A 24,964-nucleotide genomic window follows, 5' to 3' on the forward strand; every position below is an offset into this window, starting at 1 on the left:
TCCCGGCGCGCCGACCTACGCTGGTCGGGTGAGTTCCTCCCCAGACAGCACGGGCACGGGCGGCGCGGACCTGACGGGCGATTCGGTCCTGGATTCGCTGCGCGGCGCCGTCGACCCGCTCGAGTCGCGGCACGAGTCCGACCCGGCCGCTCCGACAGACCTCAAGACGCAGATCATCCGGTTCTTCCTGACCGGCGTGCTGTCGGCGATCGTCGACTACGGCCTGCTGCAGCTGTTGATGCTGGTAGGCGTCAGTCCGGGCTGGGCCAAGGCGCTCTCGTTCGTCGCCGGCACGCTCACCGCCTACGCGCTCAATCGGCGGTGGACGTTCCAGGCAGAGCCGTCGCGGGCCCGGTTCGTGGCGACGATGTGCCTGTACGGCGTGATGTTCGGCGTCCAGTGGGGCCTGTTCATGGTGCTGATGCCCTGGTTCCAGAGCATGGGGTGGACCGAGTTCTGGGCCAGCACGATCGGCTACGTGATCGCGCAGGGCGTGGCGACGGTGACCAACTTCATCGTTCAGCGCACGGTGATCTTCCGGGTGCGCTGAGCGGCGTGACCGCCGTGATCCTGCTGGTCGCCGCGCTGGCGCTGTTGGTGGTGCCGGGCGCGGCGATCTGCCTGGCCACCGGCCTGCCCTGGCGCGACGCGGTGGCGGTGGGCCCCGCCCTGACGCTCGCGGTCGTCGCGGTGGGCTGCACGGTCACGGCCGCCACGGACGTGGCCTGGGCCCCGGCCTCGGCGGGGGCGACGGCGCTCGTGGCGCTTCTGTGCGCCGGGATGGTGGGTATCGCCGCCCGGGTGGCGGCGGGCCGGGCGCGATCGCGGGGCGGGAACGAGTACGACGACGACAACGTCGTCACCCGCTCCCCGAGGCGGTGGGTGGGCGATCTCGTCGTCGTCGTACTCGCCGCCCTGCCCGCGGTGCAGTTCGGGATCGCGACGCGCGGCCTCACGGCGATCCCCCAGTACTGGGACGCCCTCTTCCACGGCGGTGCCACACGGTACATCGCTGAGACCGGGCGGGCCGGCCTGACCGATCTCGCGCCGGTGAGCCAGCCCGCCAACCCGCATTTCTACTATCCGGACACCTATCACGCGCTCACGTCGCTCCTGCTTCATCTTCCCGGAGACGGCACGCCCGGGGCGCTGAACGGGATGCCGGGCGCCCTGAACGCGATGTCGGCGGTGACGGGCGTGGTGTTCGTGCTGGGCGTGGCGCTCCTGGCCGGGCGGCTGTGCGGTGGGTCCCGGCTGGCGGCGGTGGGCGCCGCAGTCGTCGCGGCATCGTGCTGGACATTCCCCTTCCAGGTCGTCGGGTGGGGGCCGTTGCTGCCGTTCGCACTGGGTGTGGCAGTGATCCCGGGGCTGCTGGTGTTGGGAGAGAGGCTCTCGGTAGTGCGGCCCGGCACGACGGGGATCGGTGCGGTGGTTGCCGCGTTGCTGCTCGGTGCCGGGATGACGGGGGCGTGGTCAGTGCATCCCTCGGTGGCGCTGGCGGCGGCGATCCCGGTGGGTGCGCAGGCCGTGGCCGGGGTCGTGGCCGCGCCCGGGGTGCGGTCCCGGCTGACAGTGGTCGGCGGATTCGCGCTGGCGACGCTGCCGGTGGGCGCGTACGCGGCGTGGACCTTGAGCGTGTTGTCGGCGGATGCCGCGGGCGGCGCGTCGGGATTCTCGTGGCCACGGCAGATGGGGGTCGCCCGCGCCGTCGCCGGGGTGTTCGATCTCGGTCCCTCCGTGGCGGCGTCCGCCGGGGCGACGTTACTGGTGCTCATCGGTCTGGTCGGAGCAGTGGTCCACCCGCGATGGCGCCGATCGCTCGCAGCTGTGGTGACGGCATTGGTCGTCTACGGGGTGTTGTATGTGCTCGCCGCAGGGGTCGAGGGCGACTGGGTGCGGGCGTTGACCGGATTCTGGTGGGATGACATGTACCGGTTCGCGGCGTTGCTCGCCGTGCCCTCGGCGGTGCTGGCCGGCGCCGGGGTACGGGCGCTGATCCCCCGGGACCCCGCACGCAGGACCGCCGCGCGTGTCGGAGTCGTCATCGCGACGGTGTGCCTGCTGGCCGCGCTGTCCGGACAAGCGCTTCTGGTGCGAGAGGTGCGGATCTGGGGTTACGGGGACGGGCCGGCAGTCACCGCTTCGGAGCGCGTCGTCCTGGACCGGCTGGGCGACCTGTATGACGGCGGCGTGGTGCTGGGCGACCCGTTCGACGGCACCGCGTGGGTGTACGCCCTGCACGGGGTGCCGGTGGTGTTCGGCGCGCCACTGGCCGACGACCCGGTGGCCCAGGTCGGCGGCGATCGCATGACCCTCTACACCTCGATCAACCGGTACGGCTTCGACCCGTCGATCACCTACGAGGTGCAGCGGCAGGACGTGCGGTGGGTGGTGGTGGGCACCGGAGTGGTGGGCGGTCCGGGCCGCCCCGGCGGCTTCATCGGTCTCCACCTCAACCCCCACCTGCGACTGGCGGCGGAGAACGAGGGCGCCCGTCTCTACGAGGTGCTGCCGGTGCCCGCGAATCATCCTCCGTCGCTCCCACCACCGGGCATTCCCCCGGCGACGCCTCCCGAACAGCCGCCGAACACCGACTCACCGGTCGTCGACGCGATCCCTGCGGGGCCGGGGACTAACCTGGGCGGCACCGGATAACCGATCTTCAGGAGCGCATCGCCCCCATGGACGCCACCACCGTGACCGCCGCAGGTGCCGACACCGGCGCCGACAGCGCCGACCGCGACCTGCTCCTCCAGCGGACCCTGTTCTCGGGCCCCCGCAAATGGGTCAACGACGACCTCTACTCGCGCGTCACCCGCGGCGTCGTGCGCCGCACCCGCACGGAGCTCCGGCTCGAGCCCGGCGCGGTCGTCGACACCAACACCTACTTCGGCCGGTTCGAGGCCTCCTACTGGCAGCGGTGGACGTATCTCACCGAGCTGACGGTGCGGGTGTCGATCGAGTCGACCGGCCGGGTGGACGTACTGGTGCGCGCCTCCGACATCGGCTCCCACGTGCGCACGGTGGACATGGTCCACCACGACGGCGACGGGATGGCGGTGCTGCACGTCCCGGTGGACACGTTCACCGACGGCGGCGCGATGTGGTTGGAATTCCACGCGGTCGACGCCGAGGCGACGGTCTCGGAGGTGGCCTGGAGTACGACGACGACGAGGCCGGTCCGTCGCGCGGCGGTGGCGATCTGCACCTTCAACCGCGCTGACGACTGCGCGGCCACCGTGGACTCGCTGGCGTCCGACCCGCTCGTGGCGGACCTCATCGACGACCTCTACGTCACGGACCAGGGCACCGACCTGGTGGAGACCCGCGATGCCTTCGCGCACGCGGTCGAGGAATTCGGCGACCGCCTGCACTACCTCCGCCAGCCGAACCTCGGCGGGGCCGGCGGATTCAGTCGCGGCATGTTCGAGGCCACCGCACCGGAGGCCCCGGGGCCCGTGGACGTGTTGCTCATGGACGACGACGTGCGGGTCGAGCCGGAGACCGTGCTGCGCCTGTTCGCCTTCGCGGCGGTGACACGTGAGCCGATGCTCGTAGGCGCGCAGATGATGTACCTGTTCAACCCGGACTATCTGCTGGTCTCCGCCGAACGCACGCAACTGGCCGAGCTCAGGGGCGGCCTCGACGCGGACGAGTTCGCGCTGCGCGACGAGTCGGTGGTGGAGAACCTGCAGGAGCGGCGGATCGACGCCGAGTACAACGCCTGGTGGTCCTGCCTCATCCCCGGTGAGGCCGTGGAGAACGTCGGCCTGCCGATGCCGTACTTCTTCCAGTGGGACGACATCGAGTACGGGTTGCGATGCCGCCAGGCCGGGATGCCCACGTGCACGCTGCAGGGCGCGGCCGTATGGCACGCCGACTTCTACTGGAAGGACGGCGATGACTTCGGCCAGTTCTTCTCGCAGCGGAATTCACTGGTCACGGCCTCGATCCGGCAGGGCATCGACCCGAAGGACATGGCCAAGAACCTGGCGCGCACCGTTCTCCGCGCTATCGCGGCCATGCAGTACGGGCTGGCGGCCACGCGGCTGCGGGGCATCGAGGCGTTCCTCGATGGTCCCGACGGCGCGTTCGGTGTCGGGGACGGTGGACAGCGTGCGTTGGCGGCGATTCGCGAGGAGCGCGCGGGGTACCCGGAAACCGCCAAGCTGGGCGTAGAGGCGCTGCCGGCCGGTATCACGGTGGAGCGTAAGGTCGGTATCCCGCGCGAGGACCGCGAGGACCAGGTGCTGGCCAAGCGGCTGCTCGTGCAGAAGCTCGGCCGGCAGCGTCGGGGGGTCGTGGCGATCCCGTACGAGGACGCCGCCTGGTGGCATGTGGCGCTGTTCGACGAGGTGTACGTGACCGACGCCTCCCAGACCGGGGTGCACCACCGCAAGGTGGATCCGGCCCGTGCCTCCGAGCTCCAGAAGCGGCTGGCCTCGCTGCTCGCGCGCTTCGTCCGCGAGACCCCGGTCGCGCAGGAGCGCTGGCGGCGGGCACAGGCCGAGCTGACCACGCGGGAGAACTGGGCGAGACTCTACGGACTGTGAGCCCAGGTGCGGGACGAGTCACGCCGGGCCGTGCGCGGGACTTTCTCCACAGGCCGTCCCCTGTCCACAGGTGACCGGCTCGACGCCCGTTTTCGGCGGGGCGGCAGTCACCGCGTAGTACACAGTGGACGGCATGAATCCGTCTGCTCCGATCACCCCGTCGACGTTTCCCGCACTGTCCGATCCCGTCGGTGAGCCCTGGCCGCTCGAGCTGCAGATGCTGCCGCCGGGACCGTTGACGTCGGCCGAACTGGCGCAGCAGGTGTCGCCCTCGCTGGTCAGGAGGCATTACCGCCGGATCTGGCATGGTATGTATCGGCGCGAGGACCAGGCCGACGGTCTCGAGATCCGCAGCCGCGCGCTGGCAAAGACCTTTCCGGACGGTGTCCTGCGCGGGCGCAGCGCGGCGCTGATGTGGGGCGACGACTCGGCGCCGGAGGACGCGCCACCGGAGATCTGGCTCCCGGCCACCCGCCGGACCCGTCAGGGGCGGGTGTACCGGTACGGGGCGATGCCCGGGCACGCGATCACCGAGGTCGACGGCGTTCGGGTGACGACGCCGCTACGGACCTGCCGCGACCTTGCCGTGGACCTCGAGTTCGAGGACGCGGTGGTCTCAGTCGAGCGACTGTGCGCGATGGTGGCGGAGTTGCCCGCCCAACTGCGGGCAGCGGCCGAGCATCCGATCGGGCGAGGGGCACGCGACTTCGAGCAGGTCGTGCGGGCCTGCGATCCACGGTCGATCTCGGCCATGTCATCCCGGGCGCGGATGGTCCTCGCGGATGCGGATTGTGGGGACTTCGGACACGGTCACCAGGTGCGGCTGGGCAGAAACTTGGTCGAACTGCCGCTGGCCGATCCCGTCGCGAGATGCGCTGTGTACACCTCACCAGCGCCGGTATCGGCACCGGCATCGGTGCGGTGGGGCACGTCGTCGCAGGCGGGGGACGCGGAGTCCCTCCGGGCGCGCAGGGACAGGGCCTCCGCTCGTCATCAGTCCCGGCTCCAGGGCGCCGGCTGGACGGTGATCATCGTCCGTGAACGGGCGCGAGGGGTCACGACTCTGCTGCCGCGGCCGGGCACGGTTCCGGAAACCGGACCGGCGGGCGTTCCCCGGAGGGCCGCAGGCTTGTTGGCCGCGCGGTGGCCGACGACCGAGCTCCGCCTGCCCGCTCACGGGGAAGCCGCCAGTGACCCGCACGGGCTCTGGGGCTCACCGTGGTGACCGCCGGGTGCGGGGCGCTTCCCGCGGGAGATCAGTCCCGGCGCCGGACGGACATCGTGTGTCGGGCCTCGACCACGGCCTTCTCGCGGGAGTCGACGATGAGGGCGGTGTGCACCACGCTGGTGCTGCGCTGTACGGAGAGTTGGTCGCGGATCATGTCGGCCTCGGTGGCCGGGACCTCGACCCTGCACGTCAGCCGGCCGCGGCCCGGCCGGTGGAAGTCGATCGTCGCGCTCTTCGTCCACACCTGATAGCCACCACCGAGCTGACCGGACAGCAGCGCGCCGTAGAGCACGTCGGTGGCGGCGAAGAGCGCGCCCCCGAACGCCGTGCCGTTCGTGTTGGCGGTCCACGGGGCCACCCGCATGGTCAGCTCTCCGCTGGTCCAGTCCGGGGCGATGTGTCGGATGCGGATCCCCGACCCGAGCAGAGGCGGGTAGAGCGACGCCAGCACGGGGAACGCCGTGGGGCTGGCGGAGTAGCGGTGCAGCATCGTCTTGGGCACGCCATGATCGTAACTTACTCACCGGTCAGTTCGCGCCCGGCCGGGGTCGGCCGCGGGACCACCGCCCGGGGTCAGCCGCGCGGCCACCGCCCGGGGTCAGCCGCGCGGCCACCGCCCGGGGTCGCGACCGGTCAGCGCGAGGGCCGTGTGGCGCGCGGGGACGTCGGGGCCGTCGAAACCCGGAATCGGGGGGTCGAACAGGTCCGGCGCGGGATTCTCGGCGAGATCGGTCCGGACGAACTCCAGCACCGCCTGCTCGAGATCGTCGCCCCACGGCAGGTCGCGGCCCTGGGAGGCGGCGATGTCCCAGGCGTGGACCGCCAGATCGAAGGTCTGCTGGGCCAGATAGTGCCCGGCCGGCGCGCTGCCGTAGGAGAGGTTGACCTCTGTGTCCGCGCCCGTCCCCCGCCACGCGGCGGACACCGGCGCCCGCACCCCACGCCACTGGTCTACGAGGTCGGGGCCGGACATCTCACGCAGGCGGCGCAGCGGGCCCTCGAGGTCCTCGGCCACCTCGTCGACCGTCCCGCCCGCGAGCAGGCCCGGAACCCAGAGTTGCTCGTCCACCACGTGGGAGAGCACCTCGCGCGCGGTCCACGAACTGCACGGCGTGGCGGCATCCCAGTCGGTGGCTCCCGCCAGGGCCTCCTCGAAGACGTCGGCGGCGCGGGCTTGCAGGGCGATCCAGTCGGTCATACTCCCATCATGCGCTCCCGGCCACCTCGCCGCATCCCGCCGGCTCAGGGCTTGTCGAAGTGCTCGCCCGCGCCCATGCGTTGCAGTCGCAACCACTCGCGGAAGCCGGCCGGGTCGCGGCGGGAGACGAGGAAGTACCAGCCGAATCGCACGATCTCCTGCGGGATCAGCTTGCGCATGCCCGGCTGGGACAGCAGGTAGCCGCGGTTACGGTAGGTGAAATGCCGCTTGACCGGGTCGTCCGGGAACTGCGTGTGCATGCGGCCGCCGAGGATCGGTTTGAACTCGTCGGAGCCCTGCGGGTGCAGGTACGCGGTGGTCAGGCAGGTGCCGAACGGTAGGCCGGAGCGTGCCAGGCGGCGGTGCACCTCGACCTCGTCGCCGCGGATGAACAGGCGCAGATCGGGCACGCCCACGCGGTCGAGCGCGTCGGCGGTGAACAATGCGCCGTTGAACAGCGAGGCGATGCCCGGCAGCAGGTCGGTGCCCGTCCCGTGCGCCCCGGGCGCCCCGGCCGGGTCCGTCGCCACGTCGCGCTGGTCGTCGGCGAACAACTCGCTGCGCCACCGACGCCACACCAGACCGCGGCGCAGGGGGAAGGCCAGACGGTCGGGGTCGTCGAGGTCGCACACGACCGGCGAGACCTGGGCCAGGCCGTGGCGGTCCATGCAGCCGAGCAGGGTGGCCAGGACGTCTGGGCCCTCGGGGCGGCCGTCGTCGTCAGCGCACCACACCAGGTCGGCACCGGTGGCGAGGGCGTGCAGCATGCCGAGCGCGAACCCGCCCGCGCCGCCGAGGTTGTGCTTGGAGCCGATGTAGGTGGCCGCGACCGGCTGCGATTCGACCAGCTCGCGCACGGCCTGCTCGTCGGCGTTGTCCACCACGACCAGGTGGTCGATCGGCCGGGTCTGGCCGGACACCACCTCGAGGGAGGCGCGGAGCTGCTCGAGGCGGCGATGCGTGACCACCACGGCCACCACGCACCGCGAGTCGGCGGATCGCTGCCCACTTACGCGCCCGGATTGCGCACTTTGCGCCGGGTTGCGCGCCCTGTTTGCGTCGTTCCGGGTGCGCAACTCGTCAGCGCCGGCGCCGGACTGCGGGCCGCCCGCGCCATCGGCCAGCGCGCCGCCAGCGTCATCCGCCCTCGCGTCGCCCGCGCCGGAGCCGTCGGACCCCACCCCGGCCTCAGCCCTCACGCTTCATCCTCTCCATGTACTCCGCGATCGAGCGGCCGGCCTCGGGCCCCTCGTAGGCGGTGACGATCTCCTCGATGCCGCCGCTCTGCCGGATCCGGCCGTGGTCGATCCACATCGCGGAGTCGCACAGCTGCGCGAGGAACTCGTTGGAGTGCGAGGCGAACACCAGGATGCCGGAGCGCGAGACCAGGTCGGCCAGCTTCACGCGCGCCTTCTTCATGAACTCCGCGTCCACGGCGCCGATGCCCTCGTCCAGCAGCAGGATCTCGGGATCGATCGAGGTCACCACGCCCATCGCGAGCCGCACGCGCATGCCGGTGGAGTAGGTGCGCAGCGGCATGTCGAGGTAGTCACCGAGCTCGGTGAAGTCGGCGATCTCCTCGACCTTGGCCTTCATCTGCTTGCGCGTCTGCCCGAGGAACAGACCGCGGATGATGATGTTCTCGTAGCCGGAGATCTCCGGGTCCATGCCCACGCCCAGGTCGAACACGGGCGCCACGCGGCCCCGGATCCGTGCGGCGCCGCGGGTGGGCTCGTAGATGCCCGACAGCAGCCGGAGCAGCGTGGACTTGCCGGCGCCGTTGTGTCCGACCAGGCCGATGCGGTCTCCCTCGCGGAGGGAGAGGGTGATGTCCTTGAGGGCTTCGACGACGACGACGTTGGACGCGTTCCGCCCGATCGCGCCGCCTGCGGACCCGAGGACGGCCTTCTTGAGCGACCGCGACTTGGCGTCGAAGATCGGGAAGTCCACGCAGGCGTCGACGCAGTCGATGGACACGCCGCCGGGAGTGGGCGCAGCAGGACTCATGGGTTGTACCTCCTACACCCAGTACGGGACTCGGGAGCGGAACTTACGCAGGGCGAAGAAGGCCAGCAGCAGGCCGACGGCGGTGCAGCCCAGGACGATCCACCAGTGGTAGGCGGCGACGGGCTGCCCGAGCATGGGCGCGCGGACGATCTCCAGGTAGTGGTAGAGCGGGTTGAGTTCGGCGATACGGGCCCGGTCGGCGATCTGACCCCCCTGCTCGTACAGCGTCTGCGTGGTCCACACGATGGGGGTCATGTAGAACAGCAGCTGCACCATCGAGTCGAGCAGCGGCGCGATGTCGCGGAAACGGGTGGCCAGGATGCCGAACAGCATCGATACCCACACGCCGTTGATCATGAGCACCGCCAGGCCCAGGGCCGACAGCAGCAACTCCCAGCCCAGCGGGCGCGGGAAGACGATCATGAGCACCACCCAGATGACCAGGTTGTGCACCAGGAACAGGAACTGACGCCAGACCAGCCGGTAGACGTGCACGCTCAGCGCGCTGGGCAGTTGCCTGATCAGGCCCTCGTTGGCGATGAAGACCTCGGAGCCCTCCTTGATGCATCCGGAGATGAATCCCCACATGATCAGGCCCACGGTGACATGGGGCAGGAAGTCGGCGAGCGGGATCTGGAACAGGATGGAGTAGAGGAACCCCAGTGCCACGGCCATGACGCCGGTGGCGATGGTGATCCACAAGGGCCCGAGCGTGGAGCGCCGGTACCGCTGCTTGATGTCCTGCCAGCCGAGGGAAAGCCACAGCTCGCGCTGGTGCAGCCCCTGCCGGAGGTCGCCCACGGCACGGCGGAAGGTCTGGGAGTCATTGACGATCTCGCCGCGTGCGCGCTCGTCGGGGAGCGTCGCCGAGGTGGTATCGGGATGGGACTGGTCCTGCACGAACGCGAAGCCTACTAGAGCGGCGGGCCTCGGCAGCCCCGCCGCGAGGGAGCGTAGACAGTAGGCATGACGACCAGCACTCAGATCCAGCTCGCCAGCCGACCCCGAGGATGGCCGACGCACGAGAACTTTCGCACGGTCACCGTCGAACTCCCGGAGCTCACAGAGGGGGAGATCCGGGTCGCGAACGAGTTCGTCTCCGTCGATCCGTACATGCGCGGCCGGATGAACGAGGGCCGCTCCTATATCCCGCCGTTCGAGCTCGACCAGACCATGACCGGTGGGGCGGTGGGCCGCGTGGTCGAGTCCCGCTCGGACGAGCATCCGGTGGGCGCGGTGGTCCTGCACGACCTCGGGTGGCGGGACGTGGCCCAGGGGCCGGGCCGGCAGTTCCGGGTGGTCCGGGAGATCGACGGCGTGCCGAACTCCGCGCACCTGGGGATCCTCGGCACCACCGGGCTCACCGCGTACGTGGGGCTCATGCACGTCGGGCGGTTCACGGCCGGGGACACGGTGTTCGTCTCGGGTGCGGCCGGGTCGGTCGGCTCGGCGGTTGGGCAGATCGCGCGGCTCGAGGGAGCCTCGAAGGTCGTCGGCTCGGCCGGCAGCAGGGAGAAGGTGGATACGGTCACCGGGCGGTACGGGTTCGACGCGGCGGTGAACTACAAGGACGGCCCGGTCCGCACGCTCCTGCGCGGGCACTTCGGCGACCGGGACGGCGAGGGGATCGACGTCTACTTCGACAACGTGGGTGGCGACCACCTCGAGGCCGCGCTGGACCTGATGAACGACGAGGGTCGCATCGCGATGTGCGGCGCGATCAGTTCCTACAACTCCACCGAGCGCGCCCCCGGGCCCGACAACCTCTGGCTCATGATCACGCGCCGGCTGACGATGCAGGGCTTCACGATCAACAAGCAGATGGGCCACTACAAGGAGTTCGTGTCCAAGGTCGCCCCGTGGGTGGCCTCCGGCGAGCTGGTCTTCGATGAGACCGTGGTGGACGGGATCGGCAATGCCGTCGACGCGTTTCTCGACATGATGGGCGGCGCGAACGTCGGAAAGATGGTCGTCAAGATCTGACCCTGCACCTCACGGCCGGCGCCGAGGCGGCAGGGCCGCGCGTCACCTGGACGCATGACCTGGGGTGGGGCGCTGGGCGTCGGGCGCGGTGCGGCAGGGTGGAGCCATGTCGTCCCCGCTGCGCCGTGCCGCGTCCGTCGATCCGTCGCCGCCCTCGCCGGGTGAGAGTCTGCCGGATCGTGTCGCCGCCGGGCTGCGGCAGCGGGCGCGTCGTTCGCTGGACGGACTGCGCGCCGCGGCGGACGCCCGCTGGGGTCGGCCCCGCGATGAGAGCCGGCCGATCTACCTGGTGGCCCCGGCCGGCCACCCGAACCACGGCGACGAGCAGCTGCTGGCCGGCTGGCTGCGCTACCTGCGGCATCGCCTGCCCGGTACGCCCGTGGTGGTGGACTGCCACACGCCCGGCCAGGCCGCGGTGCTGCATCACGCCGAGCATCCGGACGTGCTGTTCACCGACACGCTGTGGCGCCTGGCGGGGGAGCACGCGGGGCACGAGCCGTCCGCGGCCGTTGCCGACTCCGGCGCCGACCCCGCCGCCGCGGCCGTCGCGTTCTGCCGGCACGCGGTCGCCGACCTCGGCACGCGCCCGGCGCTGGCCTCGGGCATCGAGCTGCTGCGCAGCGCATCCATCATCCACCTGATCGGCGGCGGCTACGTCAACGACCAGTGGCCGCATCACCTCGGCGTGGTGGCCGGCGCGGCGGAGGCCGGCCGGCTGGCGGACGCGAACGTGGTGGCCACGGGGCAGGGCTTCGCCCCGTTCGCGGACGTCGGCTCGCTCGCCGACGCGCTGGCCGGGTTCGACCTGGTCACCGTCCGCGACGCCGCCTCACGCGACCTGCTGGCGGGCACCGACGCGCCCGTCCATCTGGTGGGCGACGACGGCTGGCTGTCCCTTGCCGGCGGGGGCGGGATCGAGGCCGGCGACCACCCCGTCTACTCCGACGACCCCCACGCCGCCCGCGACCTCGTGCTGTGCGCGCAGTCGGATCTGGCGGAGCCGGAGGTCGTCGCCGCGGCCGTCGCGCGGATTCTCGCCGCCTGGAAGATCCCGGGGGAGCGGATCACCGTGGTGGAGTCGATCCCCGGCGGGGACCGCGTGGTGTGGGACCTGGTGTGTGCCCGCGCCGACGCCGCGTCCGCCACCGGCGCGGGGACCGTCGGTGGGGGTGACGACGACGAGGTGGGCCGCGCGCTCGCCGGTATGCAGCTGCCCATGGCGCGTTTCGTGCCGTTCCAGGAGCTGTGGGCCACGGGACTGCCTGCACGGTCCGGGCAGGTGTGGCTGACCACCCGTTTCCATCCACACCTGTTCGCGGCCGCGCGCGGGGCCTCCGGGGTGGCGCTCCGGAGCGGGTCGGCGTACTACGACGTCAAGCACGCGTCGCTGGCCGATGCGGGATCGCCGTGGGTGACCGTGAACGCGCACGACGTCGTCGTCGACCCCCAGGTCCCAAACCCGCCGACGGCGGGCGGCTTCGACTCGTCGGCGGTGTCCGCGCTGATCGCCGCGGCGGAAGCGCTGGCCGACGAGGTGTACCCGCTGTGACGCCGCAGGACATCGACCTCGACGGGCGGCGCTTCGCCGGCGTGACCAACTCCGCCGACGGCGAGGTGGGGCAGGCGACGGTGTTCGCCTACCACCAGGACGGCGAGGAAATCCGGTGATCGGTTAGCGGTTTTCGGATCGCGACCGCAGCGGTACCGTCCCCACGACGGGCCGATGACACGGCCATCCGCGATCGCGAGAGGATCCGAAATGTCCGAGGACACCCGTTCACCCGAGCAGATCGTCGCCGACCTCGTCGAGAAGTCGCCCATCTGCATGGTCACCACCACTGCGGCCGATGGCCGCCTCGAGGCCCGGCCGATGACGCGGCAGGACTCCGCATTCGACGGCCGGATCCGATTCCTCGCCCCGCGCGACGGTGATCTGGTCACCGAGGTCCGCTCCGACTCGAAGGTCAACGTCTCCGTGCAGTCCTCCGACGGATTCGTGTCCGTCTCGGGCCGGGCGGAGATCGACGACTCCCGCGAGACCGTCGACCAGAACTGGAACGCTGCGGCTGAAGCATGGTTTCCGGACGGCCCGGAGACGGCCGTCGGACTCGTCGTCCACGCCGACTCGGCCGAGTACTGGGACTCGAGCGGCTCCACCATCGCGCACGTCGCGTCGTTCGTCCGCGCGGCGGTGTCCGGAGACGACCACACGCCCGATATGGGCACGAGCGGCACAGTGGAGCTGTGAGATGACGCGCTCTTCCACGGCCGCGCGAGACGCCGACAGGACCGGCCGGTGACCGACCCCCGGGGCGATTCCGCTGTCGCACCTCGTGCGGTCCTGGTGATCGGGGCAACAGGGTACGTCGGCTCTCGGCTGGTCCCCCGGCTGCTGGCCGACGGGGCGCGTGTCTCGGTGCTGGTTCGTTCGCCGGACAAACTCGAGGACGTCCCGTGGCGGGAGGCCGTCACCGTCCACCGGGGCGGTCTCGAGGACGAGGAGACACTGACGGCGGCGCTGAGTCAGGTCGATGTCGCCTGCCACCTGGTCCACGCCATGGGTACCTCGCCCGATTTCGTCCGGGAAGAGCGGGAGACGGCGCGGACCTTCGTCCGTGCGGCCGAGGCTGCCGGCATCGACAGGATCGTCCATCTGTCCGGCCTGCATCCGCCCGGCGAGGATGATCTGTCGGACCACCTGCGTTCGCGCGTGGAGGTCGGGCGCGTTCTCCTCGGGTCGTCCGTGCCGGCGCTGGTGCTGCAGGCCGGTGTCGTCATCGGCTCAGGCTCGGCATCGTTCGAGATGATCCGACACCTGACCAGTCGCCTGCCGGCCATGGTCACGCCGAAATGGGTGGGTAACCGTATCCAGCCGATCGCCGTTGCCGACGTGATGCACTACCTGTCCGCGGCGGTCGGTTGTTCGATCGGGGAAAGCCGCACGATCGACGTCGGTGGTCCCGACGTGCTGACGTACGGCGAGATGATGCAGGTCTTCGCCGAGGAAGCCGGACTGCACCGACGCATCATGCTGCCGGTCCCGCTGCTGACGCCGACGTTGTCCGCGCTGTGGAGCGGGCTCGTCACGCCCCTTCCCCGCGGGTTGGCGGGCCCGCTGATCGAGTCGCTGCGCTCCGAGGCGATCGTGCAGCGGGACGACGCGGAGTCCGTACTGGGGGCCCCTGCCGGCGGGCGGACCGGCTATCGAGACGCGGTTCGCCAGGCACTGCGGGTCCCGATCGGCCCGCGGAAGCCGGCGAGCTGGCCAGAGGCCGATCCTCTCGGCGACCCGGCCACGCAGCTGCCCTCCGACGCAGACTGGGCCGGAGTCCGTCCCGCGGTGCTGTGGCGGGCTGGCAGCTGACGGAAACCACCATGGATGTCGCGTGCCGGACGACTGCCGCAGAGTTGGTTCCCCCGGCGTGCCTGTCGGGGCACCCCTGATGACCGCCTCGGATACAGTGCCCGGGCGGTACCTGCGCGCCCTGCGCACCGGAGGCGAGGACCCCACGGATCCTTTGGCACTGCGCCGGCGTCGGCTCGTCGTGGTGATCGTCACGCTCGCCGCGGGAGTGCTCATCGGCGCCTGGGCGTTAAGGATCCCGGCTGGCGACCCGCTGTTCTATCCCGCCACGGCCGCACTGGCACTGGTGTGGTTGATCGGCGCATTCGCCTCGGGCCCCGTCCATCTCGGCAGCGAACCGTATCGTCCCGGTCGGCGACCCGTGGTGACCTCTGTCGCCATCGCGGCGGCGCTGGTGGCGCTCTTCTGTGCCGGCGCGCTCGTCGTTGCCCAGATCCCCGCGCTACGTGATCCGGTGGATGACCTCCTCGCGCACGGCACCCGCGGCAATCTCGTGGTGGTCGCCGCGCTCACCGCCGTCAACGGGATCGCCGAGGAGTGTTTCCATCGCGGCGCCGTGTACTCCGCCACGCAGCGGGTCCATCCGATCATCATCACGACGATCGTCTACGCGGCGGTGACCGCGAGCACCGGCATCCCGCTTCTTGTTCTGGCCGCCGTGATTCTCGGTGTCGTCACGGCGGTTCAACGACGCTGCACCGGCGGCGTTCTGGGACCGTGCATCACTCACGTCGCGTGGTCGATGGTCATGCTCATCGCACTGGGTCCGCTTCTGGATGCCGCCTCAGCCCTCTAGTGCGTGGCTCCCCCAACTACGTGGTGACCAGCCGTCACCCCGGTACGCATTCCCCGCCGTGCACCAGGGGATCTGCTGACGGAAGTACGTCATGGCCACAGCGTAGGCCGCTCGCCCTTTATGCAATCTGTTGCATGAACGCGTCGACGGACGTACCGTCGGAATCGATGCGCCAACGTGCGCCTCCCGCCCCGAAAGGAAAGCCCGATGGCCCTTCCCCCAGTTCTCTCCGGCCCGATGACCGTCCCCGTGGTGGCCTCGCCGATGTTCATCTACTCCGGTCCCGAGCTCGTGGCCGCACAGTGCCAGGCCGGCGTGATCGGCTCGTTCCCGTCCCTCAACGCGCGCCCGCAGTCGCTGCTGGGCGAGTGGCTCGACCAGATCACCGAGAGCAACGCCGCCTACGCGGCGGCGAACCCCGGCGCGTATGTCGCACCGTTCGCGGTCAACTTGATCGTCCATCGCTCCAACGACCGGCTCGAGGAGGATCTCGCGACGATCGTCGAGCATGAGGTGCCCATCGTCATCACCTCGCTGGGCGCGCGTGAGGAGGTCAACGAGGCCGTGCACGCGTACGGCGGCATCGTGTTGCACGACGTGATCAACAACAAGTTCGCGCGCAAGGCCATCGAGAAGGGCGCCGACGGTCTGGTCGCCGTGGCGGCGGGCGCCGGCGGCCACGCGGGAACCCAGTCGCCGTTCGCGCTGGTGCAGGAGATCCGTGAGTGGTTCGACGGCCCGCTGCTGCTCTCGGGAGCGATCTCGCACGGGCGCTCGATCCTCGCGGCCCAGGCCGCGGGCGCCGACCTGGCCTACATCGGCTCGGCGTTCCTGGCCACCCAGGAGTCGCGGGCGACGGACGGCTACAAGCAGATGATCGTCGACAGCACCGCCTCCGACATCGTCTACAGCAACCTGTTCACCGGAATCCACGGCAACTACCTGCGCGGCAGCATCGAGGCAGCCGGTATGGACCCGGATAACCTCGCCGAGTCGGACCCGTCTGCGATGGATTTCGGCACCGGCGATGCCAGCGACTCCAAGGCGTGGCGCGACATCTGGGGCGCCGGCCAGGGAGTGGGCGCGGTGACGGCGACCGTCACCTCCCGTGAGCTGGTGGACCGGCTTCGCACCGAGTACGAGTTGGCGGCCGGGGCCCTCTCCGCGACCGCCGCCGCCACCACGTCCGCGTCCGCACGCTGAGCGGATGTCCCTGAAGTTCGCGATCCTCACCTCGCTCACCGAGCGGGAGGGCAGCGGCATCGAACTCGCCCGCCGGTTCGACAAGTCCATCGGTTACTTCTGGCCGGCCACGCACCAGCAGATCTACCGGGAGCTCGACCGACTGACCACCGACGGCCTCATTCGCGAGCTGCCGCAGGAGGGCCCGCCGCGGCGCGGGCAGCCCAAGCGCTTCGCGGTGACGGCCGACGGGCGGGTGCTGCTCGAGAGCTGGGTCGGCGAACCGGACGAGCCGGAGCCGATGCGCTCGACGCTCGCCGTGCGGGTGCGGGCGGCCGCGGTGACCGGTAGGACGGACGAGCTCCGCCACGCCCTCGAGCACCACCGCCGGAGACGGCAGGACCTCCTTGAGCACTACCTCGCGATCGAGGAGCGGGACTTTCCCGCCGTGGAGCCCTCGGATGTGCGCGGGGTGCTCCAGCACCGGGTGCTCACCCTGGGCATCGAGGGGGAGCGGTCGTGGCTTGCGTGGTGCGATGAGACCCTCGGCGCACTGGACCGGCTCCAAGTGTGAGGTGGATGCCCTCACAGGGCGGACGCCCAATCGAGCGAATATGGGCAGGCTCCCGCTGTGGACGTCGAGAACCGGGACCGTCGCACCGGTGATCCCGCGGCTTCACCGAGTAGCCGCCTCGCGCGTCACAGGGACTGGTAGACGGCAGTCTCGAACTCGAGGAAGTTGTCGACGGCGGCCGGGTCCATGAATGGCAGGACCTGGCTGCCCCAGATTCCGGCGACGTCGGCCTCGCGGTCAATCCAGTAGTAGAGGTTCGCCAGCCCGGCCCAGGACAGGGACCCCGCGCTGCGGCCGGTGGGTGCTTCCTCGTCGTTGACCATGAACGAGTACGCCCACGACTTGCTCTGCCCCGGAAAGAACTCCGCGTCGTGCGAGAGCGCGGGTATCGAGGTCTTGATTGTGGAGACCTTCAGGTCGCCCAGTCCGTTCACCGCCGCGGCAGCCACCGTGGCTGGCTGCAGAACCCTGCCGTGTTCTCCGTCACCGTCGCGGAGCCACATCCGGAGGAACCGGGTGTAGTCCGGCATGGTCGAGTACAGGCCGTGCCCGCCCATGTCGAGTTCGGGGTCCTGGGGGAGCACCAGTCCGGTCGGGGCCAGTGCGCCCTCGGTGCGCTGGTGGACGGTGGCTAGTCGTCCTGCCATTGACGGGGTCATGGTGAAGGCGGTGTCGTTCATCCCCAGCGGGGTGAAGATTCTCTCGGCCATGACATCGCCCAATCGCTTGCCCCGCACGGCCTCCACCACCAGGCCCGCCCAATCGATATTGGTGCCGTAGTTGAATCGTGTGCCGGGCTCGAACAGCAGCGGCGACATCAGTGATGCCTTGGTGGCGCCGATGATGTCGGGCTGGCCGGTTTCGGCGAGCAATCCGGCGTAGAGGTCGGAGAAAAACGAGTAGCCGAGGCCGGCCGTGTGCAGGAGCAGCATCCGGGTGGTGACGGGCGTGGACGGGGCGCGTAGGACGGGCGCGCCATTCGAATCGATGCCCTCGGCGACCTGTAGTTCCGCGATCTCCGGCACGTACTCGGAGGCCGGCGCGTCCAGATCGACCAGACCCTCCTCGACGCACTGAAGGACCGCGGTCGAAGTGACGGCTTTAGTGGTGGAGAACATGCAGAAGACCGTGTCAGTCGACATCGGTGCCTCGTCGGCGGTCGAACGCAACCCCGACGCGCCTTCGTAGATGGTGCCGTCGGCCCGCGTGACGGTGGCGACTACTCCTGGAATACGCGCCTCGGGGACCGTGGCGGTCGTGGTGCGGTTCAAAATGTCATCGAGTCGGGCGTTCAGAGTGGACATCGGTCAACCTCCAAGTTCAGGGCCGCGGTGCGGCCGAGGGGCCCGCGGGGAGCGGGTCGGGAGGATCGTCACCCATCGGCCCGGCAGCTGACGTCGCGGATCGGAACCGGATGTCCGGAGTCGGCACTCAGATGTGCGGGGTGCCTCGCAGGGTCTGTGACGGGTTCTCGCCGAATCGGCGGCGGTAGGAGGCGGCGAAGGACCCGAGATTGACGTAGCCCCAGGCGTGTGCGGCAGAGGCGACCGAAGCGGCTCCGCCGGCCAGTTCGCGGCGTACTCCGTGGAGTCGGCGTTCGTTGAGATAGGCCCGCGGAGAAATCCCCACGTACTTGGCGAAACCACCGCTCAGGGCGCGGGCGCTGACCCCGGCCGCCGCGGCGATTTCGGAAACGGTGGGCAGGTCTTGGGCGTGCTCATCGATAAAGTGCACGGCGGTCCGGATGTATCGGGGAGCCGGAACGGAACGCGGCGACGACAGGTCGAGGCCGGCCCGGCGTGACCAGTCGCCCAACAGCTGGGCGACCAGTATCTCCTCGAGGTGGCGACCTGCCGGCCCTGACGCGACCGCCGCGGGATCCACGGCGGCGGTACGGGACGTGTAGTCGAGAAGACTCAGCCATGGACTGCCGGGGCCGCCCACGACGCACGGCCGGGACCACAGCCGGCTGTCGGGAACTGTGCCGAACCACCGGAGAGACAGGTCGGTGAGGAGACGCTGGGGGATGGTCAGGTTGAGCTGCAGGTGTTCGGTGTCCGCCTCCAGTCGGTAGGGGGAGTGCGCACAGTCCACGACGTAGGTCTGGCCGCCGGTCAGTTCCGTGCTGTTTCGCAGGCCCGCGTGTCGGGTGTTCCCGTCAACGGTGGTGAGTACGAGAATGTTGCCCGAGTCCACGGCGAAGCCGTCCAGGTCGACGTGGATGCCGTAGGTGAAGTGCGTCATGGTCACTTCGCCGATGGCGACCGAGTACATTGACGACGACGGGGTAATCCACCTCCCGTGAGGGCGGACGTCGAAGCTCATGTACTTATCGTCGGTCCAGGCGCGGATCATGTCCCAGTCTCTGGCTCCCGGCCGGTTCCGGGAGGAGGCCGGCCGGGGATCGAACTCGGCTGTCATGCGGCCACGCTACGGCCACGGGGTTCCGGGTGGGCCCTGAATGCGTAGCGGGGGGCGGGGAGTTGATCAGGCCCGGGATCATCGCAGCAGGCCAGCGGAGGCCACCGTCAGCCTACGGTCAGCAGGATCTTGCCGTGTGACTCGCCGGACTCGAGAAGGGCGAGCGCCTCGGCGGCTCGCTCCAGCGGGATCTCGCGTGAGACCCGGGTGGTCACGTCGCCGGCGGAGACCAGCGGCCACACGGTATCCACGACCTCCCGGCAGATGCCGGTCTTCCCTCCGGGCCCGTCCACCGGGCGGGCCCGGAGGTTCGTCGCCATGATCCCGGCGCGCTTGGGCAGTAATCCGCCAAGGTTGAGCTCGCCCTTCACTCCGCCCTGGAGGCCGATCACGATGATGCGGCCGTCCGGAGCCAGCGATGCCACGTTCCGCTCGAGGTACTTGGCCCCCATCACGTCGAGAATCAGGTCGACACCGCGGCCGCGCGCGTCGTGCTCAGTCCACTCCGTGACCTTCTCGACGAAGTCCTCGTCCCGGTAGTCGATCACCAGGTCCGCGCCCAGATCGCGGCACATCTGCACCTTCTCCGGTCCGCCGGCGGTGGTGGCCACCCGTGCGCCGAGGGCGCGGCACACCTGGATCGCGTGCGAGCCGATCCCGCCTGCCCCGCCGTGGATGAGGACCCGCGGCGCGCCCAGCTCCTGATCGCCCCAGTGGGCGTCCCCGGCGAGGATTCCGCGGCCGAGGCCGCCCGTCATCGCCAGGTTGGACCACACCGTGCACGCCACCTCCGGTAGCGATGCCGCCTCGTGCAGCGTCAGACCCGCCGGTACCGGCATCACCTGCCCGGCCGGGACCGCGACCTTCTCGGCATAGCCGCCGCCGGCGAGCAGCGCGCACACCTCGTCGCCGATCGCCAGGCCCTCCACTCCCTCGCCGACCGCCGAGATGCGACCCGAGCACTCCAGTCCGAGGATCTCCGACGCGCCCGGAGGCGGCGGGTAGTGACCCCGGGACTGCAGCAGATCGGCGCGGTTCACTGCCGTGGCCGCCACATCGATCACGACCTCGCCCTGCGCGGGAGTCGGATCGTCGACCTCGGTCAGGCGGAGTGTGTCGGGTCCGTTCGTGTACTCGATGGCCTTCATGAACCCGACCGTAGTCGCGACCGCAGGACCGGGCATCCGGCCGGGATCGATCGGGTCGTGGAGGCGCGGCTTCGTGCGGTCGCCGGGGGTCCACTACGATGAGCACCGTCGTCAGCGTGTGGTTCCACGTGGAACTACGCAGTCGCGCGTGTCGCGGCAGGCGGCGGGGAAGTGTGGCAGAGCGGCCGAATGCACTCGCCTTGAAAGCGAGCGTGCCTAAACAGCACCGGGGGTTCAAATCCCTCCACTTCCGCAGAAGACCTGCAGGTATTGCAGTGCAAGCGGTGCGCAAGGGGCGGGCGGGAACTCGAGGCCGCGGGCTGATCTTAGGGTCACCTAACCTATGGTTGTGGGTATGATCAGCTTGAGGAAGAGCTTCCTGGGTGCGATCGCCCTCGCCGTCGTCGTCCCCTTCGCCCCCGCTGTGGCCGGCACCGCGGCCACGGCGTCCGCCGCGCCCACGGTCCCCGATGACCTCCCGTTCTTCCCCGAGGTCCAGCAGAACCCACAGGTCACCGTGACCACCGAGGACGGCCGGCCGGTCGACGGCCTCGCCGTCCACCGCGGCGACGTCCTGCTGATCCACGGCACCGGCTTCTCCCCGCAGGCCAACCAGGGCGGCTTCCCGCTGCCGGTCCCGCCGGGTGTCCCGAACGGTGTGTACGTCCTCTACAGTGCGTTCCCCGACCACTGGAAGCCGAGCGAGGACGCTCCGTCCGGCTCCCGCACTCACCCGCATGACCGGATGGCATGGGTGACCCCCGCCGGAACGCTCGAGGCGATTCCCAAGGCGCCAATCGACATGCATCGGTCCATCGCCCGCGTGGCCCAGCCGATGGCCGACGACGGCAGCTTCACCGCCCGGATCGTCGTAGACCCTGCCGAGGACACCCCGGGCGACAACTGGGGCGTGTACGTCTACGCCGGCGCCGGCTCCGTCAACGCCGCCGAGGAGTTCTACGTCCCGATCGCCTACTCGCCCGAGCCCGGGCCCGACACCCCGCCCGAGCCGACCCCTGACCTCGTCGTGGACGCCGGCCTCGTCCACCAGGCGACCTCCGCCCTCCAGGGCGGCATCAACCCGCGGTCCGGAGCAGCCGAGCAGGACGGGGAGCGCGTGAGCTTCACCCGCGACCACGCCGCCGAGGCCGCCGCCGGCGACGGTATCCAGCGGTACCGCGGCACCGTCACGGCCACGGCGCGGTTCAACATCGTCGAAGTCGCGATGAAGGACCCCTGGATCGAGACCCGTGCCGACGGCAGCCGTGTGCTCACCGCTCTGGTGTCACAGCGCCACGATGTGGGGGCGGACCTCCTGCACCGGGTCGACCTGGGCGTGCTGGGGCCGGCTGACGTGGCCGGCCTCCACCCAGTCGTCCTGGGGCCCGTCACCGTCGGGCACGTAGCAGTCGACGGCTGATCAACGACGCCGCTGCCCGCGCGCGGCGGCCAGCGCCGCGAGCTCGACCCGCGTGCGCAGGTCGAGCTTGTGCAGGGCGTGGGAGACATAGGTCTGGACGGTGCGCGGGGGCCTCCGGCCCCGAAGACGAGCAGTTCTGACCCGAGAGGTCAGGGAGTGACGACCTTGTCGAGGTCCGAATCCGAGACGCTGACGATCGTATCGAGGACCTTCGAGTAGTTGGGCGAGTCGCCGGAGACGATCGACACGTGGTTCTCGCCGTCGATGACCATCAGCTTGGCGTCGCCGCCGGCCCGGCGGGCCGAGGTGACGTAGCGCCGCGAGTTCTCGGGCGACACCACCGTGTCCTCGGAGCCGTGCAACGCCACGACCGGGGTGTCCGGGGCGATGTTCTGGATCGGGTCCACCATCGCGTAGCGGTCCGGCACCTGCGACGGGGTGCCGCCGATCGCCTTGACGATCCGATCGTCGCCGTTCTCGGCCGCGTAGACCGCGTCCAGGGGCCCGGCGATCGAGACGACCCGGGTGGGGCGGAACCGGGGATGGGAGCCGACCTCGTCGTCGTCGAGAAGATGCCTGGTCCCACCCCACACGGCGAGCTGGGCGCCGGCGCTGTGCCCCACGACCACCTCGTCGTCGATGGTGATCTGCGGGAACATCTCGTCGACCTTCACCACGTGGTCGAGGGCGTCGGCGACGTCCCGGAACGTCGTGGGCCAGCCGCCGCCCGAACCGAGTCGCCGGTACTCGATGTTGTAGACCGCCATGCCCCGGGCGGCCAATTCGCGGGCCAGTGGGTCGAACGCATCGGCGCCGATCTCGCTCTGCCAGGCGCCGCCGTGGATGATCACGGCCAGCGGCAGTGAATCGACCTCCTCCTCACCCGCCGGGATGTAGAGATCGGCCCAGTTCTGCTCGGGATCGGGTTCACCGACACGCGTCGGGTACTCGAAGCGCTGCACTGCCACCTCGTCCAGTCGCGCGGGGCCGTCGAGCGTCGGGTCGACTTTCGCCACCGGCTCGGGGGAGGCGCAGGCCGGCAGCGCGGTGAGAGCAGAGGCCAGGGACAGCGCGATCGCCGCGGTATACGGACGACGGCTGACACCACGTCTCAGGGACACAGTCACTACCTCGTTAGAGTCTTCATTCGACAAGAGCAACCTCGCACGGCGCGAGCGTCCGCTGGGCGTCTCGTGCGGCACGATGCCGCGCAAAGAATGAAGCTCAGCTTAGCGTCTGTGCGAGGCGACGCGAACGTACCGCCACGTATGGGGCTGCCCCCACCGGAAAGCGCAGGGGGATCAGCGGAGGACGCGAACCCGGCCCGGCTTCGGCGACGTGAGCGGTCCTTCATCGGTGACGTAGCGCGTCAGCGCGGAGATGTCCGTGAGGCCGGCTTCGCGGCGGGTGCCGCGCTCGGCGAACGGCGAGCCGTTCCATTCGGGGGAGGAGAGGAACTCGTTGACCACCACGGTGTATTCGGCGGCCGGGTCGACCGGCTCGTCGTCCACCGTCAGCTCGGTGACGCGCGCACCCTCGGGTTTGCTCATGTCGACGGTGTAGCGCACGTTCGAGGACACGGCGGGGCCGTGGTGGCCGATGTCGTCGGCGAACTGGTCGAACGCGTCCTGGAGGTCCTGGCCGGTGACGGTGACCAGGTAGAGGCGGTCGCCGTAGGGCTGGACCGTGTGCAGGGTGGCGTAGTCGAGGGGTCCTCGCGGCATGTCGGCCAAGAGCGAATCCGGGTTGGACAGCGCGAGATCCGCGCCCCGGCCGCGCGCCGCGTGGAGCTGCCCGTCGGCGATGACGTCGGCCAGCGGGGACTCACCGTTCTCGTCCATCTCGAGCGGGATCGTCTCGGATGCCTCGCCGATCACCTCGCGCGCGGCCGGCGCCGAGGCTGCCCGCGCCTGACGGACGAGCTCCTCGGTGGCGGCATCCGGCTCGATGTCCAGGTTGACCGTCTGGTTGAACACCGACGTCTGCGGACGGATGACGTGGCCGGTCGTGGGATCCACGGCGAGGTCGACGACGGTGACCGAGCGGCCGTGGGAAGCGGGGGCGACGACCACCCGCTCATCGTTGTCTGCGTCGAGGATGCGGCACGTGGCCGGGCCGCCGGACGCGCCGACGATCAGGGCGTCGACCGCCGGGTTGACGTTCTTGACCATGTCGATCTCGGTGAGCTGCTCCGGACAGGCCCCGGGGTCCAGGTTGTCGTGCACGGAGTCGGACTGGACCAGGCCGACGATCGCCTCGACGCCCAGGAACTGCAGCGACTGCACCGTGTCATCGAGCGCGCGCATGGGGTCGGCCAGCCGGGTGGTGGTCTCCGGAGCCCCCTCCGGCGGCATGGTCACCGCCACGACGCCCACGCGCACGTCACCGACCCGGTGGATGGCGAAAGGAAACGTCGGGGCCGCGTCATGCGACGGGACCACGTTGGAGGCCAGGAACGGAAAAGCCGCCCCGCGGAAGGGCGGCAGCGGCGGGTCGACCCGGCACTCCTGCTCGGACCGGCAACCGGGCTTGACCAGGGAACGGATGTGGTCGGCGCCCTTGTCGAGCTCGCGGCGGCCGATGCCGGCCCCGTCGACCCCGATACGGTTGAAGAACTCGATGGTCGGACGGTCGCCCAACAACGCCGCCTCGGGCGCGGTCCCGCCGATCGAGTCGCCGGTGGCCAGCAGGAGCGCGTTGTCGGACTGGGCGCGCAGTTTGGCGACCGTGGCGGCGAGATGGGGGCCCCCGCCGGCGGGGCGGACGTTCCCGGATCCGTCGCGCAACTCGCCCTGGAAGCCGACCGGTCGTGACAGTGCCCCCGAGAACTCGCCGATCCCGAGGATGCGCACCGTCTGCGCCTCGACGGACGGGCTCCAGGGCTTACTGGTTTCGTTGGTCGCACCCGCCTGAGCAGCCGCGACGGGCGCCTGGACGAGGCCCATGGCCAGCGCGGCGACGGCCGCGACGACGAGCGCCGCCACCGCGGCGGCGGAGCCCGGCCGGGACGTGAGCGTCATTACGGACGTATGGGCAGCTGCGGAGTTCGGCGCAGGGCGTGAACTCAGCTGCTGCACATCGACTCCTCAC

Annotated in this window: 23 protein-coding genes and 1 tRNA gene; 14 read left to right on the forward strand and 10 right to left on the reverse strand. The window is 70.4% G+C overall.

Features of this window, described 5'->3' with window-relative positions:
* Positions 1 to 28 precede the first annotated feature (28 nt).
* From K3888_RS15455 to K3888_RS15470, 4 genes are all read left to right on the forward strand, one after another.
* Positions 29 to 550, forward strand: coding sequence for a GtrA family protein (locus tag K3888_RS15455; protein WP_230931172.1), 522 nt, complete (start codon positions 29 to 31; stop codon positions 548 to 550).
* A 5-nt stretch (positions 551 to 555) separates the two neighbouring features.
* Positions 556 to 2,655 carry a DUF6541 family protein gene (locus K3888_RS15460; protein WP_230931173.1) on the forward strand — a complete coding sequence of 700 codons (2,100 nt, stop codon included), beginning with the start codon at positions 556 to 558 and terminating at the stop codon, positions 2,653 to 2,655.
* A 26-nt stretch (positions 2,656 to 2,681) separates the two neighbouring features.
* Entirely contained in the window at positions 2,682 to 4,553 is a 1,872-nt protein-coding gene (locus tag K3888_RS15465) for a glycosyltransferase (protein ID WP_230931174.1), read from the forward strand.
* Between the two features lie 133 nt (positions 4,554 to 4,686).
* Positions 4,687 to 5,778 (forward strand): hypothetical protein, encoded by a 1,092-nt coding sequence (locus tag K3888_RS15470; protein WP_230931175.1) that lies wholly within the window; start codon positions 4,687 to 4,689, stop codon positions 5,776 to 5,778.
* Between the two features lie 31 nt (positions 5,779 to 5,809).
* Here the strand turns inward: K3888_RS15470 and K3888_RS15475 are convergent, their stop codons facing one another.
* The 5 genes from K3888_RS15475 to wzm all read right to left on the reverse strand — a co-directional run bounded on the left by K3888_RS15475 (position 5,810) and on the right by wzm (position 9,886).
* Positions 5,810 to 6,283 carry a PaaI family thioesterase gene (locus tag K3888_RS15475; protein ID WP_230931176.1) on the reverse strand — a complete coding sequence of 158 codons (474 nt, stop codon included), beginning with the start codon at positions 6,281 to 6,283 and terminating at the stop codon, positions 5,810 to 5,812.
* Positions 6,284 to 6,379: 96 nt separating this feature from the next.
* Positions 6,380 to 6,979: a TIGR03086 family metal-binding protein gene (locus K3888_RS15480; protein ID WP_230931177.1), complete on the reverse strand. Its 600-nt coding sequence runs from the start codon at positions 6,977 to 6,979 to the stop codon at positions 6,380 to 6,382.
* A gap of 44 nt (positions 6,980 to 7,023) precedes the next feature.
* Complete coding sequence (glfT1, locus tag K3888_RS15485) at positions 7,024 to 7,956, reverse strand: galactofuranosyltransferase GlfT1 (protein WP_372459583.1); 933 nt, start codon at positions 7,954 to 7,956, stop codon at positions 7,024 to 7,026.
* A gap of 211 nt (positions 7,957 to 8,167) precedes the next feature.
* Positions 8,168 to 8,986 (reverse strand): galactan export ABC transporter ATP-binding subunit Wzt/RfbE, encoded by an 819-nt coding sequence (gene wzt / locus K3888_RS15490; RefSeq protein ID WP_230931178.1) that lies wholly within the window; start codon positions 8,984 to 8,986, stop codon positions 8,168 to 8,170.
* Between the two features lie 12 nt (positions 8,987 to 8,998).
* Positions 8,999 to 9,886 (reverse strand): galactan export ABC transporter permease subunit Wzm/RfbD, encoded by an 888-nt coding sequence (gene wzm, locus K3888_RS15495; RefSeq protein WP_230931179.1) that lies wholly within the window; start codon positions 9,884 to 9,886, stop codon positions 8,999 to 9,001.
* Positions 9,887 to 9,952: 66 nt separating this feature from the next.
* On the opposite strand from wzm, the gene K3888_RS15500 reads away from it, so the two are divergent.
* The 8 genes from K3888_RS15500 (at position 9,953) to K3888_RS15530 (ending at position 16,885) form a co-directional block, all read left to right on the forward strand.
* Positions 9,953 to 10,969: an NADP-dependent oxidoreductase gene (locus tag K3888_RS15500; RefSeq protein WP_230931180.1), complete on the forward strand. Its 1,017-nt coding sequence runs from the start codon at positions 9,953 to 9,955 to the stop codon at positions 10,967 to 10,969.
* A gap of 106 nt (positions 10,970 to 11,075) precedes the next feature.
* A complete protein-coding gene (locus K3888_RS15505) occupies positions 11,076 to 12,518 on the forward strand; it encodes a polysaccharide pyruvyl transferase family protein (protein ID WP_230931181.1) in 1,443 nt (480 codons plus the stop codon).
* Positions 12,515 to 12,637, forward strand: a complete 123-nt coding sequence (locus tag K3888_RS17765) for an avidin-fold protein (protein WP_269075256.1) — start codon at positions 12,515 to 12,517, stop codon at positions 12,635 to 12,637. The genes K3888_RS15505 and K3888_RS17765 overlap by 4 nt, the downstream gene beginning before the upstream one ends.
* A 91-nt stretch (positions 12,638 to 12,728) precedes the next feature.
* The gene (locus K3888_RS15510) at positions 12,729 to 13,217 is read left to right on the forward strand and encodes a pyridoxamine 5'-phosphate oxidase family protein (protein ID WP_230931182.1); all 489 of its coding nucleotides are present in this window, start codon (positions 12,729 to 12,731) and stop codon (positions 13,215 to 13,217) included.
* Between the two features lie 48 nt (positions 13,218 to 13,265).
* The gene (locus K3888_RS15515; RefSeq protein ID WP_230931183.1) at positions 13,266 to 14,333 is read left to right on the forward strand and encodes an NAD(P)H-binding protein; all 1,068 of its coding nucleotides are present in this window, start codon (positions 13,266 to 13,268) and stop codon (positions 14,331 to 14,333) included.
* Positions 14,334 to 14,412: 79 nt separating this feature from the next.
* On the forward strand, positions 14,413 to 15,129 hold the full coding sequence (locus K3888_RS15520; protein ID WP_230931184.1) for a CPBP family intramembrane glutamic endopeptidase: 717 nt from the start codon (positions 14,413 to 14,415) through the stop codon (positions 15,127 to 15,129).
* Positions 15,130 to 15,336: 207 nt separating this feature from the next.
* Positions 15,337 to 16,332: an NAD(P)H-dependent flavin oxidoreductase gene (locus K3888_RS15525; protein ID WP_230931185.1), complete on the forward strand. Its 996-nt coding sequence runs from the start codon at positions 15,337 to 15,339 to the stop codon at positions 16,330 to 16,332.
* 4 nt (positions 16,333 to 16,336) lie between these two features.
* A complete protein-coding gene (locus K3888_RS15530; RefSeq protein WP_230931186.1) occupies positions 16,337 to 16,885 on the forward strand; it encodes a PadR family transcriptional regulator in 549 nt (182 codons plus the stop codon).
* A gap of 125 nt (positions 16,886 to 17,010) precedes the next feature.
* Here K3888_RS15530 and acmB read toward each other — a convergent pair whose 3' ends face one another.
* The 3 genes from acmB to K3888_RS15545 form a co-directional block, all read right to left on the reverse strand.
* Positions 17,011 to 18,189 (reverse strand): methyl acetate hydrolase AcmB, encoded by a 1,179-nt coding sequence (gene acmB, locus K3888_RS15535; RefSeq protein ID WP_230931187.1) that lies wholly within the window; start codon positions 18,187 to 18,189, stop codon positions 17,011 to 17,013.
* 127 nt (positions 18,190 to 18,316) lie between these two features.
* A complete protein-coding gene (locus K3888_RS15540; RefSeq protein WP_230931188.1) occupies positions 18,317 to 19,306 on the reverse strand; it encodes a helix-turn-helix domain-containing protein in 990 nt (329 codons plus the stop codon).
* 107 nt (positions 19,307 to 19,413) lie between these two features.
* Positions 19,414 to 20,454, reverse strand: a complete 1,041-nt coding sequence (locus tag K3888_RS15545; RefSeq protein WP_230931189.1) for an NAD(P)H-quinone oxidoreductase — start codon at positions 20,452 to 20,454, stop codon at positions 19,414 to 19,416.
* A 167-nt stretch (positions 20,455 to 20,621) separates the two neighbouring features.
* Here K3888_RS15545 and K3888_RS15550 point away from each other — a divergent pair.
* Positions 20,622 to 20,707: transfer RNA gene (locus K3888_RS15550), tRNA-Ser, on the forward strand.
* A gap of 102 nt (positions 20,708 to 20,809) precedes the next feature.
* Entirely contained in the window at positions 20,810 to 21,874 is a 1,065-nt protein-coding gene (locus tag K3888_RS15555; RefSeq protein WP_230931190.1) for an HtaA protein, read from the forward strand.
* A gap of 149 nt (positions 21,875 to 22,023) precedes the next feature.
* On the opposite strand, the gene K3888_RS15560 is transcribed toward K3888_RS15555, so the two are convergent.
* Positions 22,024 to 22,995: an alpha/beta hydrolase family protein gene (locus tag K3888_RS15560; protein WP_372459582.1), complete on the reverse strand. Its 972-nt coding sequence runs from the start codon at positions 22,993 to 22,995 to the stop codon at positions 22,024 to 22,026.
* A gap of 180 nt (positions 22,996 to 23,175) precedes the next feature.
* Entirely contained in the window at positions 23,176 to 24,894 is a 1,719-nt protein-coding gene (locus tag K3888_RS15565) for a bifunctional metallophosphatase/5'-nucleotidase (protein ID WP_230931191.1), read from the reverse strand.
* Positions 24,895 to 24,964: the final 70 nt, after the last annotated feature.

Origin of the sequence: Dietzia aurantiaca, from assembly GCF_021033825.1 — a bacterium.
Classification (GTDB): Bacteria; Actinomycetota; Actinomycetes; order Mycobacteriales; family Mycobacteriaceae; genus Dietzia; species Dietzia aurantiaca.

Coding starts and splice junctions, on each gene's coding strand:
- K3888_RS15525 (WP_230931185.1), top strand. CDS start 15,337: ATGGCCCTTCCCCCAGTTCTCTCCGGCCCGATGACCGTCCCCGTGGTG.
- K3888_RS15510 (WP_230931182.1), top strand. CDS start 12,729: ATGTCCGAGGACACCCGTTCACCCGAGCAGATCGTCGCCGACCTCGTC.
- K3888_RS15545 (WP_230931189.1), bottom strand. CDS start 20,454: ATGAAGGCCATCGAGTACACGAACGGACCCGACACACTCCGCCTGACC.
- acmB (WP_230931187.1), bottom strand. CDS start 18,189: ATGTCCACTCTGAACGCCCGACTCGATGACATTTTGAACCGCACCACG.
- K3888_RS15500 (WP_230931180.1), top strand. CDS start 9,953: ATGACGACCAGCACTCAGATCCAGCTCGCCAGCCGACCCCGAGGATGG.
- wzt (WP_230931178.1), bottom strand. CDS start 8,986: ATGAGTCCTGCTGCGCCCACTCCCGGCGGCGTGTCCATCGACTGCGTC.
- K3888_RS15530 (WP_230931186.1), top strand. CDS start 16,337: ATGTCCCTGAAGTTCGCGATCCTCACCTCGCTCACCGAGCGGGAGGGC.
- K3888_RS15565 (WP_230931191.1), bottom strand. CDS start 24,894: ATGACGCTCACGTCCCGGCCGGGCTCCGCCGCCGCGGTGGCGGCGCTC.
- K3888_RS15520 (WP_230931184.1), top strand. CDS start 14,413: ATGACCGCCTCGGATACAGTGCCCGGGCGGTACCTGCGCGCCCTGCGC.
- K3888_RS15470 (WP_230931175.1), top strand. CDS start 4,687: ATGAATCCGTCTGCTCCGATCACCCCGTCGACGTTTCCCGCACTGTCC.
- K3888_RS15555 (WP_230931190.1), top strand. CDS start 20,810: ATGATCAGCTTGAGGAAGAGCTTCCTGGGTGCGATCGCCCTCGCCGTC.
- K3888_RS15540 (WP_230931188.1), bottom strand. CDS start 19,306: ATGACAGCCGAGTTCGATCCCCGGCCGGCCTCCTCCCGGAACCGGCCG.
- K3888_RS15465 (WP_230931174.1), top strand. CDS start 2,682: ATGGACGCCACCACCGTGACCGCCGCAGGTGCCGACACCGGCGCCGAC.
- K3888_RS15480 (WP_230931177.1), bottom strand. CDS start 6,979: ATGACCGACTGGATCGCCCTGCAAGCCCGCGCCGCCGACGTCTTCGAG.
- K3888_RS15505 (WP_230931181.1), top strand. CDS start 11,076: ATGTCGTCCCCGCTGCGCCGTGCCGCGTCCGTCGATCCGTCGCCGCCC.